This is a genomic window from Bacteroides zoogleoformans (assembly GCF_002998435.1).
GTDB classification, from domain to species: domain Bacteria; phylum Bacteroidota; class Bacteroidia; order Bacteroidales; family Bacteroidaceae; genus Bacteroides; species Bacteroides zoogleoformans.
Genome location: NZ_CP027231.1, coordinates 879,367 through 892,910 on the forward strand (window position 1 = coordinate 879,367; position 13,544 = coordinate 892,910).

Genomic DNA, 13,544 nt, shown 5'->3' on the forward strand with positions numbered 1-13,544 from the left:
TATAATGTTTCCCCCCCGACCAACGACAATGAAGCTTCGTAAACCATTGCGAATCCTACGCAACGTCATACTCTTCTTTTTCATTTCCACTATATCCGCGGTGGTGCTCTACCGCTTTCTGCCCATCTACGTCACCCCGCTGATGGTGATTCGCAGCGTGCAGCAGCTATCCAAGGGAGAAAGCCCGGTCTGGCATCATACATGGGTGTCGTCCGACAAGATTTCGCCCCACCTGCCCATGGCGGTCATCGCCTCGGAAGACAACCGCTTCGCCACGCACAACGGGTTCGACTTCATAGAGATAAAGAAAGCCATGAAGGAGGCCGAGAAAGGGAGAAGAAGACGGGGAGCGAGCACCATCAGCCAGCAGACGGCAAAGAATGTGTTCCTCTGGCCGGCATCTTCGTGGCTGCGCAAAGGTTTCGAGGTCTATTTCACGTGGATGATAGAGCTGTGCTGGTCCAAAGAGCGAATCATGGAGGTGTATCTAAACTCCATCGAGATGGGCAGGGGCATCTATGGAGCAGAGGCAGCGGCCAAGCATAAGTTCAGCACCACAGCCGCCAGACTGTCCGCCGGGCAATGCGCACTGATAGCGGCCACACTGCCCAACCCGATACGCTTTGATTCGGCGCGTCCTTCGTCTTACATCAAAAAGCGGCAAGAACAGATTTTACGTCTGATGAAATTAGTGCCGAAGTTTCCTCCGGTGGAGAAGGCGAAAGAGAGAAAAGAGAAGAAAGAAAAGAAGGGAAAGAAGGTAAAATAGAAATAAAGAAAAACTGCCGACCCCGACTAAAACAGAGGGAACCGGCAGTGTATTATATAAAGGAAAAAGATTAGAAGTAGCATCAATAGGTATGTTCTCCCTCCTTCATTTCGTTGGCATCTATCTTGCGAATATCGATGCTGCGCCATGCATAGAAGATATAGGCCAGGACGAAGGGAACGAGGATGGAGACGTAGGCCATGACCCTGAGCGTGAACAGGCTGGAGCAGCTGTTGGCAAGGGTCAATGAGCTCTGCAGGTGGTGAGTGGACGGATAATAGGCCGTATTGTTATAGCCCGCCACCAGCAAAAGAGACAGGACGGTGAGCACCGTACCTATACCGGCAAACCAAATACCTCGGTCGAAGGATGCCTTCCACAACGTGCGGACAATGCCCCAAAGCACGGCAAGCACGCCGACCAGGAACAGGAGCAACACCGCGGGCATCTGGAGGAAGTTGGTGAGGTACTTATAGGGCTCCATGAACACCTCTCCCGTTTCGGGACGGACGGCGTAACCGGGAGACACCAGCGTGCGGATGACGAAGGCCAGGAAGAAAAGGAGGAACAGCCCGGCATTGCCCCAGAGCGAACGGCGGCAGCGGGCCACCAGCTCCTCATCGTTGATGTTGTTGATAAAATAGAGTGCGCCCAGAATGCGCGACAGGAAGAAGACGGCCAGGCCAAGCACCACGTTCCAAGGATTGAGCAGGGCGTCCAGCCCGTGACCGGCGTTGGCCCAGCGGCTGATGACGGGCATGGCGGCGTCCGTCAGGTTTCCTTTATCGATGTAGAACTCGGAGCCTGTGAAGAAGGTGGCCACCGCACCGCCCAGCAACAGCGGACCTACCACGCCGTTTATCACTAAGAACGTGCGGTACGTGGTTTTGCCCAACAGATTTCCCGCCTTGGACTGGAACTCGTAGCTGACGGCCTGCAACACGAAGCTGAAGAGGATAATCATCCACAGCCAGTAGGCGCCGCCGAAACTGGTGCTGTAGAACAGGGGGAAGGAGGCGAAGAACGCACCGCCGAAGGTGACCAGGGTGGTGAAAGTAAACTCCCACTTGCGTCCCGTGGAGTTGATCATCATCTTCTTCTGCTCCTCCGTCTTGCCCAAGCAGAACAGAAGAGAGTTGCCTCCCTGCACGAAGAGCAGGAATACCAGAATCGCTCCCAACAAGGATACTACAAACCACCAATAGTGCTGAAAAAAGATATAAGTGTCCATTGATATTCTAAATTTATGATTTTACGATTTCCTTTTATAATCCCTGATTCTCATTTTTATCCGGTCCCTTGCGAATGGCTTTCAGCATGATGCCCACTTCGGCAATCAGCATGACGGTGAACAGCACAAGGAAGATAAAGAACGTGATTTGTACAGAACCTACATCCAGCTTGGAGATGGCGGCACTTGTGGGCAGCATGTCCTGTATGGCCCACGGCTGGCGCCCGCACTCTGCCACTGCCCATCCGGCCTGTCCGGCAAGGTATCCCAGCGGAATGGTCAGCATGGCCACCCAATGCATCCAGCGCATCCGCGATAAATCTTTCTTGTAGGCCAAGAACAATACCAAGATGAAGAAAAGGATGAAATATCCGCCCAGAATCACCATCACGCGGAACATGTAGAAGGTAAGGGGGACGTTGGGCACCAAATCATTCACATTCTTGATGTAACCGTAACCGAAATAGGCGACATTCTCCTTCAACACACGGGCAGCCTCTTCCGCCTCCACGGCATTGCCCGCTGCTTTGGCTGCACGATAGGCGGCAAAGGCTGCGATGGCTGTCTTTCCTTTCGCTATCTTCTCCTCCGCCGAAAGAGCCATCGTGCCGTCTTTCTGTACATAGCCTCCCTGCAACAAATCGTTGATGCCCGGCACAAATGCATCTACATCACGCTCGGCAAGCAACGAGAGCATTTTGGGTATTTCTATGCGGAAGAGGAAAGGGTCGGCCTCGTCCTGCGGGGTCTGCTTGTCGGGGTTGAGCAGTCCGAAAGCCACCAGTCCGGCACCCTTCCGGCCATCGTAATAGCCCTCCATCGCCGCCAGCTTCATGGGTTGCTTCTGCGCCACCTGATAACCCGAACCGTCGCCCGTCCATGCCGACATCAGAGCCGAGAACAAGCCTACCCATGCGGCAATCTTGATGCTTGCCAAGGCGAACTTCGCGTCGCGCCTCTTCCACAGATACCAGCAACTCACGCCCACCACGAACACGGCCGCCAGCACCCAGCCGGACAATATGCTGTGGAAGAACTTGTTCACGGCCATGGGCGATGTGGCCACCGCCCAGAAGTCTACCATCTCGTTGCGGGCAGTGTCAGGGTTGAACTCCATGCCCACAGGGTTCTGCATCCATGCGTTGGCTACCAGAATCCACCAGGCAGAGATGGTCGCTCCCAACCCCGTAAGCCAGGTGGAGGCGAGGTGGAAGCGCTTGCTCACCTTGTCCCAGCCGAAGAACATGACGGCGATGAAGGTAGCCTCCATGAAGAAAGCCAGGATGCCCTCGATGGCAAGCGGCGCACCGAAGATGTCGCCCACGAACCAGCTGTAATTGCTCCAGTTGGTCCCGAACTCGAACTCCAGAATCAATCCGGTAGCCACACCTATGGCAAAATTGATACCGAAGATTTTCATCCAGAACTTGGCTGTGCGTTTCCAGAATTCGTCGCCCGTGCGGTAGTAGGCGGTCTCCATGAGACCCATGATTACGGCCAATCCCAGCGTGAGAGGCACAAAAATCCAGTGATAGATGGCTGTCAGGGCAAACTGCGCCCTCGACCAGTCAATCAGAGAAGAGTCAATGTGTTCAAACATACAAGTAATATGATTTATGATTTATAAATTAGAATTATCCACAATCAGTCGCTCTCGAGGCTCCGATGAATCAGTTCGCGGCTGACGTAATCTTCTTTGTCGTCGCCCACAGCAGGAGTGTTCAAGAATCTGGGGAAAAAGAAAAGACGAAGAATGAAAAACATAATAAAAAGCTTCAGCAGAATAATGAGCCATAGCGTGCGCCCCAACGTCATGCTTCGAAAGCCTTCCAGATAAAAACGCCAAATGTTTATCACCGTCTGTTTCATCTCATATTAGATTTATAATGATTACAAATATAAAAGACTTTTATATAACGAACAAATAAAAGACTAAAAAATATTTGATAGATAAACGCTCATCGGCAGAAAACAACATTTCGGCGACAAAAAACGCCCCGATATCTATCTCTTTTGCAACCCTTATTGGGCTGTTCTAACTTTGCAAATGTAAAAACATAGAATACCTGAAGATATGACGAACGTAAGAAGATTGACAGTGATAACGCTCTGCATGGCAAGTTGCACAGGACTTTCGGCACAGACCGACAGTTCCGTGCAACAAGCCGCGGCAGAAAACATCCGGCAGACAGCCGACACCCTGCCCGCCCGCTGGGACTTGCAGACTTGCATCGACTATGCCTTGCAGCGAAACATCACCATCAGGAAGAACCGCCTCAGCGAGGCAAGCGCCCGTGTGGATGTGAAGACAGCCAAGGCCGCCCTCTTCCCCAGCCTGTCGGCCAACGTGGGACAGCGCATCGTGAACCGCCCCAACAGTGAGACGAGCACCATCATTGCAGGCGACAACATCACCAGCAGCCAGAGCAAGACATCCTACAACGGGAGCTACGGCATCGACGCCAACTGGACACTCTACAACGGCGGGAAGAACCTCAACACCATCAAACTGCAACAACTGAACCACCGCATTGCCCAACTCAATGTGGCCGAAAGCGAAAACAGCATCGAAGAGAGCATCGCGCAAACCTACGTGCAGATACTCTATGCCGCCGAAGCCGTAAAGGTCTGCGAGGCGACCCTGAAAGTGAGCCGGGCCGAACGCGACCGTGCCGCCCAACTGTTCGAGGCGGGAAGCATCGCCAAGAGCGACCTTGCGCAATTAGAGGCACAAGTCAGCACGGACAAATATCAATCAGTAGAGGCAGCGTCCACCTTGCAGGACTACAAACTCCGGCTGAAACAGCTTCTCGAACTGGAGGGCGACGAGGAGATGAACCTCTACATCCCTGCGCTCGACAACGAGAACGTACTGGCACCTCTGCCCGACAAGGCGGATGTTTACCGGTCGGCACTTCTCCTTCGGCCTGAAATAGAAGCGGGCAAGCTGAATGTGCAAGCCTCCGACTTGGACATCAAGATTGCGCGTTCGGGTCATCTGCCCACACTGAGCCTTACCGCCGGCATCGGTACCAGCCACGCCAACGGCAGTAACTTCAGCTTCAGCGAACAAATCAAGCAGAACTGGAACAACTCGCTGGGATTCACCGTCAGCGTGCCCATCTTCAGCAACCGGCAGACCAAGAGTGCCGTAGAGAAGGCCAAGCTCCGGAAGCAGACCTGCGAACTGAACCTGCTGGACAATCAGAAGGCGCTGTACAAAACCATCGAAAGCCTTTGGCTCGACGCGAACAATGCCCGGCAACGGTACGTCGCCGCCACGGAGAAGCTGGAGAGTACGCAGGCCAGCTACGAACTGCTGCAAGAGCAATTCAACGTAGGCATGAAGAATACCGTAGAGCTGTTGACGGAGAAGAGCAAACTGCTGAGCGCGCAGCAGGAAAAGCTGCAAGCCAAATACACGGCGATACTGAACATGCAGTTGCTGAAGTTCTATCAAGGCGAAAAGATATCTCTATAAAGAACCAATAACTCAAAGGATATGAACAAGAAGAAAGTCATACTCACCGGCATGGCCGTCGCATTGGCGGCGGGTGCGGGAATCGGGCTCTTCGGCGGAGCCAAGGGCGAACAGAAGGTTGTGTACGAGACCACGACCGTGACCAAAGGAGAGATTTCGGAGTCGATAACAGCCACCGGAACCATCGAACCGGTGACCGAGGTGACCGTAGGTACGCAGGTGAGCGGCATCATCGACAAGATTTACGTGGACTATAACTCCACGGTGACCAAAGGCCAGCTGATAGCCGAGATGGACCGCGTGACGCTGCAAAGCGAGCTTGCCTCGCAACGTGCCGCCTACAACGGCGCCAAGGCCGAATACGAATATCAGAAGAAGAACTACGAGCGAAACAAATCGCTGCACGAGAAACAACTCATCAGCAACGCAGACTACGAACAGTCGGTCTACAACTACGAAAAGGCCAAGAGCGGTTTCGAAAGCAGCCAGGCCTCGCTGGCAAAGGCGGAGCGCAACCTCTCCTACGCCACCATCACCTCGCCCATCGACGGCGTGGTGACGAGCCGCAGCGTGGAGGAGGGGCAGACCGTGGCTTCGGGCTTCTCCACCCCGACACTCTTCACCATTGCCGCCGACCTGACGCAGATGCAGGTAGTGACCGATGTGGACGAGGCCGACATTGCCGGCATAGAGGAGGGGCAGCGCGCCACGTTCACCGTAGACGCTTACCCGAACGACACGTTCGAGGGCGTGGTGACGCAAATCCGTTTGGGGCAGGCCGGCTCAAGCAGTTCAAGCAGTAGCACCACTTCGTCTGCCACGGTAGTGACGTACGAGGTAGTGATTTCCGCCCATAACCCCGACCTGAAGCTGAAGCCTCGACTGACGGCCAACGTCACCATCTACACCTTGGACCGCAAAGACGTGCTCAGCGTCCCCGCCCGTGCGTTGCGCTTCACACCCGAGGAGGCGCTTATCGGCCGAAAGGACATCGTGAAGGATTGCAACTCCAAGCATAAGCTCTGGACGCGCGAGGGCAATGCCTTCGTCGCCCATCCCGTAGAGATAGGCATATCGAACGGCATCAGCACGGAGATTGTCAGCGGCATCGGCGAAGGAACGGTCGTCATCACCGAAGCCACCATCGGCAGGACGGCGGGAGGGGATGACACGCCGGACAGTTCGCGGCAGGCAAAGAAAGAACAAAGCCCGTTCATGCCGGGAAGAAGGTAAAAGCCTCTCCCCCGGCCCCTCCCCCATAGGGAGGGGAGATAAGGGGGAGAGGAAAAGAGGATGTATCAGGAAGAAAGGTGGGGACGTCACCGCAGTGAGGCAGGTAACGTCTCTATAGAGAGAGTGATAATATCTCTATAGAGAGACAGGCAATGCCTCTATAGAGAGACAGGCAATGCCTCTATAGAGAGACAGGCAACGCCACTATAGAGATGTAGGCAATGGCATCATAGTGATGTAGGCAATGACATCATAGCGAGGTAGGCAATGACACTATAGCGAGGTAAGTAATGACACTATAGTGAGATGGACAATGACACCGCAGTGAGACAATCAGCGTCACCGCAGTGAGACTGACAATGACACCGCAGTGAGACAAGCAACGTCACCGCAGTGAGACAATCAGCGTCACCGCAGTGAGACAAGCAACGTCACCGCAGTGAAACAGGCACCCCTCTTCTGACATCTTATTCAACCGGATTAAAGTATAAACGCTAATTACAAAGTATAAAACGAAACGCCCGTCTATCTCCCCCCTCCTTATGGGGGAGGGGGCGGGAGGAGAGGCTTCCTTATGAAAACAGTCATTCAACTTCAGAACATCAAACGAGACTTCCGGGTAGGAGACGAAACGGTGCACGCCTTGCGCGGCATCTCGTTCTCCATCGCCGAAGGAGAGTTCGTCACCATCATGGGTACGTCCGGCTCGGGCAAGTCCACCCTGCTGAATACGCTGGGTTGCCTGGACACGCCCACCGACGGAGAATACCTGTTGGACGGCATATCCGTCCGCAGCATGTCGAAACCGCAGCGGGCCGTACTGCGCAACCGCAAGATAGGCTTCGTGTTCCAGAGCTACAACCTGCTGCCCAAGACCACAGCCGTGGAAAACGTGGAACTCCCGCTGATGTACAACGCTTCCGTCTCGGCCACCGAAAGGCGGAGACGCGCCGTCGAAGCGCTGCAGGCCGTGGGACTGGGCGACCGGCTGGAACATAAGTCCAACCAGATGTCCGGCGGACAGATGCAGCGGGTAGCCATCGCCCGCGCCTTGGTGAACAATCCGGCCGTGATACTGGCGGACGAGGCCACGGGCAACTTGGACACACGCACCTCGTTCGAGATACTGGTGCTCTTCCAGAGGCTGCACGCCGAAGGGCGCACCCTCATCTTCGTGACGCACAACCCGGAAATTGCCCAATACAGCAGCCGCAACATCGTGCTGCGCGACGGGCAGGTGAAAGAAGATACCTTCAATACCCACATGCTCGATGCGGCCCAAGCACTGGCCGCATTGCCCAAACAAGAGGAGGAAGAGAAATGAACGGAACAAACCTTTTCAAAATAGCATTGCGTGCACTGAATAACAACAAACTGCGCGCTTTCCTCACCATGCTGGGCATCATCATCGGCGTGGCATCGGTCATCACCATGCTCGCCATCGGACAAGGGTCGAAGAAAAGCATCCAGGCCCAAATAGCCGAGATGGGCTCCAACATGATCATGATTCACCCGGGAGCCGACATGCGCGGAGGCATACGCCAAGACCCCGCCGCCATGCAGACGCTGAAGATGGCCGACTACGAGGCGTTGCGCGACGAGACGGGATTCCTGTCCGCCGTCAGTCCCAGCGTATCGTCATCGGGACAGCTCATTGCGGGCAACAACAACTATCCCTCGTCCGTGAGCGGTGTGGGGACCGACTATCTCAAGATTCGTCAGCTTTCAATAAAGAGCGGCGAAATGTTCGGCGAGAACGACGTGCAAACCTCCGCGAAAGTTTGCGTCATCGGCAAGACAATCGCCGACAACCTCTTCCCCGGCGAAGACCCGATAGGGAGAATCATCCGGTTCAACCAAGTGCCCTTCCGCGTGACAGGGGTGCTGAAGTCCAAAGGCTACAACTCCATGGGGATGGATCAGGACGACGTGGTGCTGGCTCCTTACACCACCGTGATGAAGCGCCTGCTGGCACAAACCTACCTCGGCGGCATCTTCGCCTCCGCCCTCAGCGAAGACCTGACGGAGCGCACCACCGAGGGAATCACCGGGATACTGCGCAGGAACCACAAGCTGCGCGACGCCGATGCCGACGACTTCACCATCCGCAGCCAGCAGGAACTCAGCACGATGCTCAACTCCACTACCGACCTGATGACCACACTGCTTGCCTGCATCGCCGGCATATCGCTGGTGGTGGGCGGCATCGGCATCATGAACATCATGTATGTGTCCGTCACCGAGCGTACCCGTGAAATCGGCCTGCGCATGAGCGTCGGCGCCCGCGGCATCGACATCCTGAGCCAGTTCCTCATCGAGGCCATCCTCATCAGCATCACCGGCGGCATCATCGGCGTGGTCGTGGGCTGCGGCGCAAGCTGGGTGGTGAAGAGTGCGGCTCACTGGCCCATCTTCATCCAGCCGTGGAGTGTCCTTCTCTCCTTTGCCGTCTGCACCGTCACCGGCGTCTTCTTCGGCTGGTATCCCGCCAAGAAAGCGGCCAACTTAGACCCGATAGAGGCCATACGATACGAATAAAAACTTTATCTTTGCATCCTCATGAAACAGTCATTCAACTCCCGCCCCCGCATTGTCCAGACCCTGATACACATCACAGGCTGGGCCATCGTGTTCGGTTTCCCCTTCCTGATGATGACGCGCAGCGGCTTCACCATCACGTGGGCGGACTACCTGCGCCACGGCAGCATAGTGCCCCTGTCGTTCCTCATCATCTTCTATGCCAACTACTGCTACCTCATTCCCCGCCACCTCTTCGCCGGAAACGCCAAGACGTACATCCTGCTCAACCTGCTGCTGATAGCCTGCATGACCGCGGGCGTACATCTTTGGCAGGAATACGCCTTCCGTGCGTATGTCGCACACGACGGCGGACGACGCATGGGGCCTCCCAAATGGATATTCCTCCTGCGCGACGCCTTCTCCATGATACTGACCGCCGGACTGAGCGCCGCCATCAAGATGAGCAGCCGCTGGAAACAAATGGACGCCGCGCGCCGCGAAGCCGAGAAAAGCCGTGCCGAAGCCGAACTGAAGAACCTGCGCAACCAGCTAAACCCCCACTTCCTGCTCAATACGCTGAACAACATCTATGCCCTCATCGCCTTCGACGCTGACAAGGCGCAAGCCGCCGTACAGGAACTGAGCCGCCTGCTCCGCCACGTGCTCTACGACAATCAGCAGAACTTCGTCCCCCTGGGCCGGGAGATGGACTTCATCCGCAGCTACATCGAGCTGATGCGCATCCGCCTCTCCTCCAACGTCAGCGTCGAGACCCGGATAGACATCCGCCCCGACAGCCCCACACAGATAGCCCCGCTCATCTTCATCTCCCTCATCGAGAATGCCTTCAAGCACGGCATCTCGCCCACCGAACCCGGCTTCATTCGCATTCATTTCAGTGAAACTCCCGAAGAGATACGCTGCGAAATCGCCAACAGCCACCACCCCAAGACTCAGGACGACAAAAGCGGAAGCGGCATCGGGCTGGAGCAAGTAAGGAAACGGCTGCAACTGACCTACCCCAACCGGTATGCCTGGCAGCGCGGAGTGAGCAAAGACGGGAAAGAATATGCGTCTGTCTTAGTGATAAAACTTGAAACAAATATAGCCACATGAAACTGAATTGCGCCATAGTGGACGACGAACCGCTGGCATTGAGCCTCCTGGAAAGCTACGTCGACAAGACCCCCTTCCTCCGGCTCGCGGGGAAATACTCCAGTGCCGTGCAAGCCATGAATGAACTGCCGGGCAGGCACGTTGACCTGCTCTTCCTCGACATTCAGATGCCCGAACTGAACGGGCTGGAATACTCCAAAATGATAGACCCCGCCACCCGCATCGTCTTCACCACCGCTTTCGGACAGTATGCCATAGACGGCTATAAGGTGAATGCCCTGGATTACTTGCTGAAGCCCATTTCGTATGTGGACTTCCTGCAGGCGGCCAACAAAGCGCTGCAATGGTTCGAGCTGCTGCAACAGCCCAAGGAAGATATTCAAAGCATCTTCGTGAAGAGCGACTACAAGCTGGTACAAATCGAATTAAGCAAAATATTGTACGTCGAAGGACTGAAAGATTACATCAAAATCTACGAAGAAGACGTCCCCAAGCCCATCCTCTCCCTGATGAGTCTGAAAGCAATGGAAGAGCTTCTGCCCGCTTCGCGCTTCATACGCGTCCACCGTTCATACATCGTGCAGAAAGACAAGATACGCGTCATCGACCGCGGACGTATCGTCTTCGGCAAGAACTATATCCCGATAGGCGACAGCTACAAGCAAAACTTCCAAGACTTCTTGAATCAAAGGAGTTAGCGGGCCCCTGTTCATCAATCAAACAGAAGAAATTGTCGTTTTATTGCAAAACCCTTTTGCTTTTAAGATAAAGTTTCCATATCTTTGCATCGAAAGGAGTTGTGAAACTCCCCAATAGAATAGTTTAGTTAAGTCTATTTTAGTTTTTGTGTGAAGCACTTCCCCCGTGAGCGAACGTCGGAAGTGCTTTTATTGCAGATGCAGGTACGGCTCATCCGGAATATGTTTTCCCGAATGAGCCGTTCACAGAAATTCCAAACAACCGCCTTCTAACCGTCTCTCCTACTGCCCTGCCGCCTGCGCGTCCAAAAACAGTTCTACATCTCCGGCATGATGAGCCACATAGGCTGCCGGTCCTGTATCGCCCGATTCGAGAATGTCGCGCACAACATCCGCTTTACTTTTGCCGGTGATAAGAAAGATCAGCTTTCGGGCAGTGAACAGCGGACTACCGGTCATGGCCACCCGCTTCTGCCCGTTATAAGGATTTACACTCGCTTCATAAGGGTGCGAAGACGAGAGTAGATGTTCCTGCCCCGGAAAGATGGAGGAAGTGTGTCCGTCATCTCCCGCCCCCAACAGCACGACATCGAAAACGGGCAACCCATCCCGCAACGGAACCGTGGCACACACCCGGGCCGAATAATTCACGGCTTCATGCTCCGGGTCATTTGTCCCGCAAATGGGATAGACATGTTCGCGGGGCATCCCCACAACATCGAGCAGCAGACGACGCATCGTGCCGTAATTGCTTTCGCAGTCTTCGGCCGGCACGCACCGTTCGTCCACCCAATAGATGCGCATGCGTGTCCAAGGAGTGACCTCCCTGTATTCATTCGCCCAGATATCAAACATCAGTGAAGGAGTGCTTCCTCCACTGAATGCCAAATAGAACGTCCTTTCCGGCTCGTTGTTCATCATTTTGATGAGTTGTCTTATCAACGCATGAGCCGTTTCCATGGTCGTAGGATAGATATAACTTTTCATAACTCGCAATATTCGTCTGTATTTGTCAGGTTCTTACACGGATTTGTCCACTCGGCACCGTGTTCGCGCATCATGGCTTCGCTTTCCAAAGGCCCCCATGTACCCACCGGATAGCCGTAGAGGGGAGCGTCGGCATGTTCTTTCCAGTAGCGCAGCACCGGGTCGAAGAAGCGCCATGAGGCCTCCACCGCATCGCTGCGGGTGAAGAGCGTGGCATCTCCGGCTATGCAGTCCTCTATCAGGCGGGCGTATGCGTCGCCCACGGGCAGTCCGCCCAACTTGTCATAACTGAAGTCCATCATCACCTGCTTCACGTCGAAACCGGGGCCGGGTGTCTTCATGCCGAACTTCAGCACGATACCTTCATTGGGTTGCAGGCGCAGAATCAACTTATTGGCCCGAGGGCAATTTCCTCCCGCGCAACGGAACATCCGGTGAGGTGTCTCGCGGAAGTGGACGACGATTTCCGTCACTTTCGTCGGCATCTGCTTTCCGGTGCGGATGTAGAATGGCACGCCGCTCCACCGCCAGTTGTTGATGCCTATTTTCATGGCGATAAAAGTTTCCGTGCGCGAATCGTTCGCCACGCCCTTCTCTTCGCGATAGCCGGCCTTGGAGCCGGAAGCGGTATATTGCCCGCGAACGATGTGTTCCTCCAAATCCTCGTCCGTCAGCGGTGCAAGCGATTCATACACCTTCACCACTTCGTTGCGGAAGTTATCGGCATTGAACACGGCGGGCGGTTCCATGGCCGTGAGCGCCACCAGCTGAACCAGATGGTTCTGCACCATGTCGCGCAACGCACCGGTGTCTTCATAAAAGCCTCCCCGACTTTCGATGCCCAGATTCTCCACGGCGGTGATTTCCACGTAATCAATGTAATTGCGGTTCCACAGCGGCTCGAAGATGCCGTTGGCAAAGCGGAAAGCAAGAATGTTTTGCGCGGTTTCCTTACCCAGAAAGTGGTCGATGCGGTAAATCTGATGTTCCTGAAATACGGAAGCATACACTTCGTTCAGCCGGCGTGCGGAATCCAAGTCATATCCGAAGGGCTTCTCCACGATGATGCGCGTGCGGGGACGATTCAGGCCGGCCGCTTTCAGGTGCAGGGGGATGACGCCGTACAACGAAGGAGGCGTGGCCAGATAAAACAGAAGATTGTCCGGCTGCTCCTCACCCGAGATTGCCTTCAAGCGTTCGCTCAGCAGATCATATTCCCCGGCTTCGGCAGGGTTCAGCGTCTGATAGGACAGATGGCTGCAAAAACCGGTCATCTCTTGCTCCGCCTGTTCTCCCGCAGGAACAAACCTGTGCAGTTCGTTCAGGATGTGCTCCCGATAATGGTCGTCCGTATAGTTTGTACGCCCGATGCCCAAAATGGAGAACCCGTCGGGCAGGCGTCCGCTTCTATATAAGGTATAAAGCGCCGGCATCAACTTGCGCTTTGTCAAGTCGCCCGATGCGCCGAAGATTATCATTATAAATTTACTCATGGTTCTGCTCTTTTTT

12 protein-coding genes are annotated in these 13,544 nt (G+C 54.8%); 7 read left to right on the forward strand and 5 right to left on the reverse strand.

Annotation, left to right across the window (positions count from 1 at the left end; all coding sequences use genetic code 11):
• Positions 1-28: 28 nt before the first annotated feature.
• On the forward strand, positions 29-769 hold the full coding sequence (gene mtgA, locus C4H11_RS03750) for a monofunctional biosynthetic peptidoglycan transglycosylase (protein ID WP_106040512.1): 741 nt from the start codon (positions 29-31) through the stop codon (positions 767-769).
• Positions 770-851: 82 nt separating this feature from the next.
• Here mtgA and C4H11_RS03755 read toward each other — a convergent pair whose 3' ends face one another.
• From C4H11_RS03755 to C4H11_RS03765, 3 genes are read right to left on the reverse strand one after another with little or no spacing between them, the layout of a single operon-like run.
• Positions 852-2,000, reverse strand: a complete 1,149-nt coding sequence (locus C4H11_RS03755) for a cytochrome d ubiquinol oxidase subunit II (protein WP_106040513.1) — start codon at positions 1,998-2,000, stop codon at positions 852-854.
• Positions 2,001-2,034: 34 nt separating this feature from the next.
• Positions 2,035-3,600 (reverse strand): cytochrome ubiquinol oxidase subunit I, encoded by a 1,566-nt coding sequence (locus C4H11_RS03760; RefSeq protein WP_106040514.1) that lies wholly within the window; start codon positions 3,598-3,600, stop codon positions 2,035-2,037.
• A gap of 44 nt (positions 3,601-3,644) precedes the next feature.
• Complete coding sequence (locus C4H11_RS03765; RefSeq protein WP_106040515.1) at positions 3,645-3,869, reverse strand: DUF4492 domain-containing protein; 225 nt, start codon at positions 3,867-3,869, stop codon at positions 3,645-3,647.
• 205 nt (positions 3,870-4,074) lie between these two features.
• Between C4H11_RS03765 and C4H11_RS03770 the strand changes: the two genes are divergently transcribed.
• From C4H11_RS03770 to C4H11_RS03795, 6 genes are all read left to right on the forward strand, one after another.
• Complete coding sequence (locus C4H11_RS03770; RefSeq protein WP_106040516.1) at positions 4,075-5,481, forward strand: TolC family protein; 1,407 nt, start codon at positions 4,075-4,077, stop codon at positions 5,479-5,481.
• A gap of 21 nt (positions 5,482-5,502) precedes the next feature.
• Positions 5,503-6,714: an efflux RND transporter periplasmic adaptor subunit gene (locus C4H11_RS03775; protein WP_106040517.1), complete on the forward strand. Its 1,212-nt coding sequence runs from the start codon at positions 5,503-5,505 to the stop codon at positions 6,712-6,714.
• Between the two features lie 574 nt (positions 6,715-7,288).
• On the forward strand, positions 7,289-8,038 hold the full coding sequence (locus C4H11_RS03780) for an ABC transporter ATP-binding protein (RefSeq protein ID WP_106040518.1): 750 nt from the start codon (positions 7,289-7,291) through the stop codon (positions 8,036-8,038).
• Positions 8,035-9,252, forward strand: a complete 1,218-nt coding sequence (locus C4H11_RS03785) for an ABC transporter permease (RefSeq protein WP_106040519.1) — start codon at positions 8,035-8,037, stop codon at positions 9,250-9,252. Before C4H11_RS03780 ends, C4H11_RS03785 begins: the two co-directional genes overlap by 4 nt.
• 21 nt (positions 9,253-9,273) lie before the next feature.
• Complete coding sequence (locus C4H11_RS03790) at positions 9,274-10,350, forward strand: sensor histidine kinase (RefSeq protein ID WP_106040520.1); 1,077 nt, start codon at positions 9,274-9,276, stop codon at positions 10,348-10,350.
• A complete protein-coding gene (locus tag C4H11_RS03795) occupies positions 10,347-11,048 on the forward strand; it encodes a LytR/AlgR family response regulator transcription factor (protein WP_106040521.1) in 702 nt (233 codons plus the stop codon). Before C4H11_RS03790 ends, C4H11_RS03795 begins: the two co-directional genes overlap by 4 nt.
• 282 nt (positions 11,049-11,330) lie before the next feature.
• Here the strand turns inward: C4H11_RS03795 and pgl are convergent, their stop codons facing one another.
• Positions 11,331-12,035, reverse strand: a complete 705-nt coding sequence (pgl, locus tag C4H11_RS03800) for a 6-phosphogluconolactonase (RefSeq protein WP_106040522.1) — start codon at positions 12,033-12,035, stop codon at positions 11,331-11,333.
• Positions 12,032-13,528: a glucose-6-phosphate dehydrogenase gene (zwf, locus tag C4H11_RS03805; RefSeq protein ID WP_106040523.1), complete on the reverse strand. Its 1,497-nt coding sequence runs from the start codon at positions 13,526-13,528 to the stop codon at positions 12,032-12,034. The genes pgl and zwf overlap by 4 nt, the downstream gene beginning before the upstream one ends.
• Positions 13,529-13,544 lie beyond the last annotated feature (16 nt).

Excerpts from the sequence above, each read along its gene's own strand:
- C4H11_RS03755 (WP_106040513.1), bottom strand. The coding sequence starts at position 2,000 with ATGGACACTTATATCTTTTTTCAGCACTATTGGTGGTTTGTAGTATCC.
- C4H11_RS03765 (WP_106040515.1), bottom strand. The coding sequence starts at position 3,869 with ATGAAACAGACGGTGATAAACATTTGGCGTTTTTATCTGGAAGGCTTT.
- C4H11_RS03785 (WP_106040519.1), top strand. The coding sequence starts at position 8,035 with ATGAACGGAACAAACCTTTTCAAAATAGCATTGCGTGCACTGAATAAC.
- mtgA (WP_106040512.1), top strand. The coding sequence starts at position 29 with ATGAAGCTTCGTAAACCATTGCGAATCCTACGCAACGTCATACTCTTC.
- C4H11_RS03795 (WP_106040521.1), top strand. The coding sequence starts at position 10,347 with ATGAAACTGAATTGCGCCATAGTGGACGACGAACCGCTGGCATTGAGC.
- C4H11_RS03760 (WP_106040514.1), bottom strand. The coding sequence starts at position 3,600 with ATGTTTGAACACATTGACTCTTCTCTGATTGACTGGTCGAGGGCGCAG.
- C4H11_RS03770 (WP_106040516.1), top strand. The coding sequence starts at position 4,075 with ATGACGAACGTAAGAAGATTGACAGTGATAACGCTCTGCATGGCAAGT.
- C4H11_RS03790 (WP_106040520.1), top strand. The coding sequence starts at position 9,274 with ATGAAACAGTCATTCAACTCCCGCCCCCGCATTGTCCAGACCCTGATA.
- C4H11_RS03775 (WP_106040517.1), top strand. The coding sequence starts at position 5,503 with ATGAACAAGAAGAAAGTCATACTCACCGGCATGGCCGTCGCATTGGCG.
- C4H11_RS03780 (WP_106040518.1), top strand. The coding sequence starts at position 7,289 with ATGAAAACAGTCATTCAACTTCAGAACATCAAACGAGACTTCCGGGTA.
- pgl (WP_106040522.1), bottom strand. The coding sequence starts at position 12,035 with ATGAAAAGTTATATCTATCCTACGACCATGGAAACGGCTCATGCGTTG.
- zwf (WP_106040523.1), bottom strand. The coding sequence starts at position 13,528 with ATGAGTAAATTTATAATGATAATCTTCGGCGCATCGGGCGACTTGACA.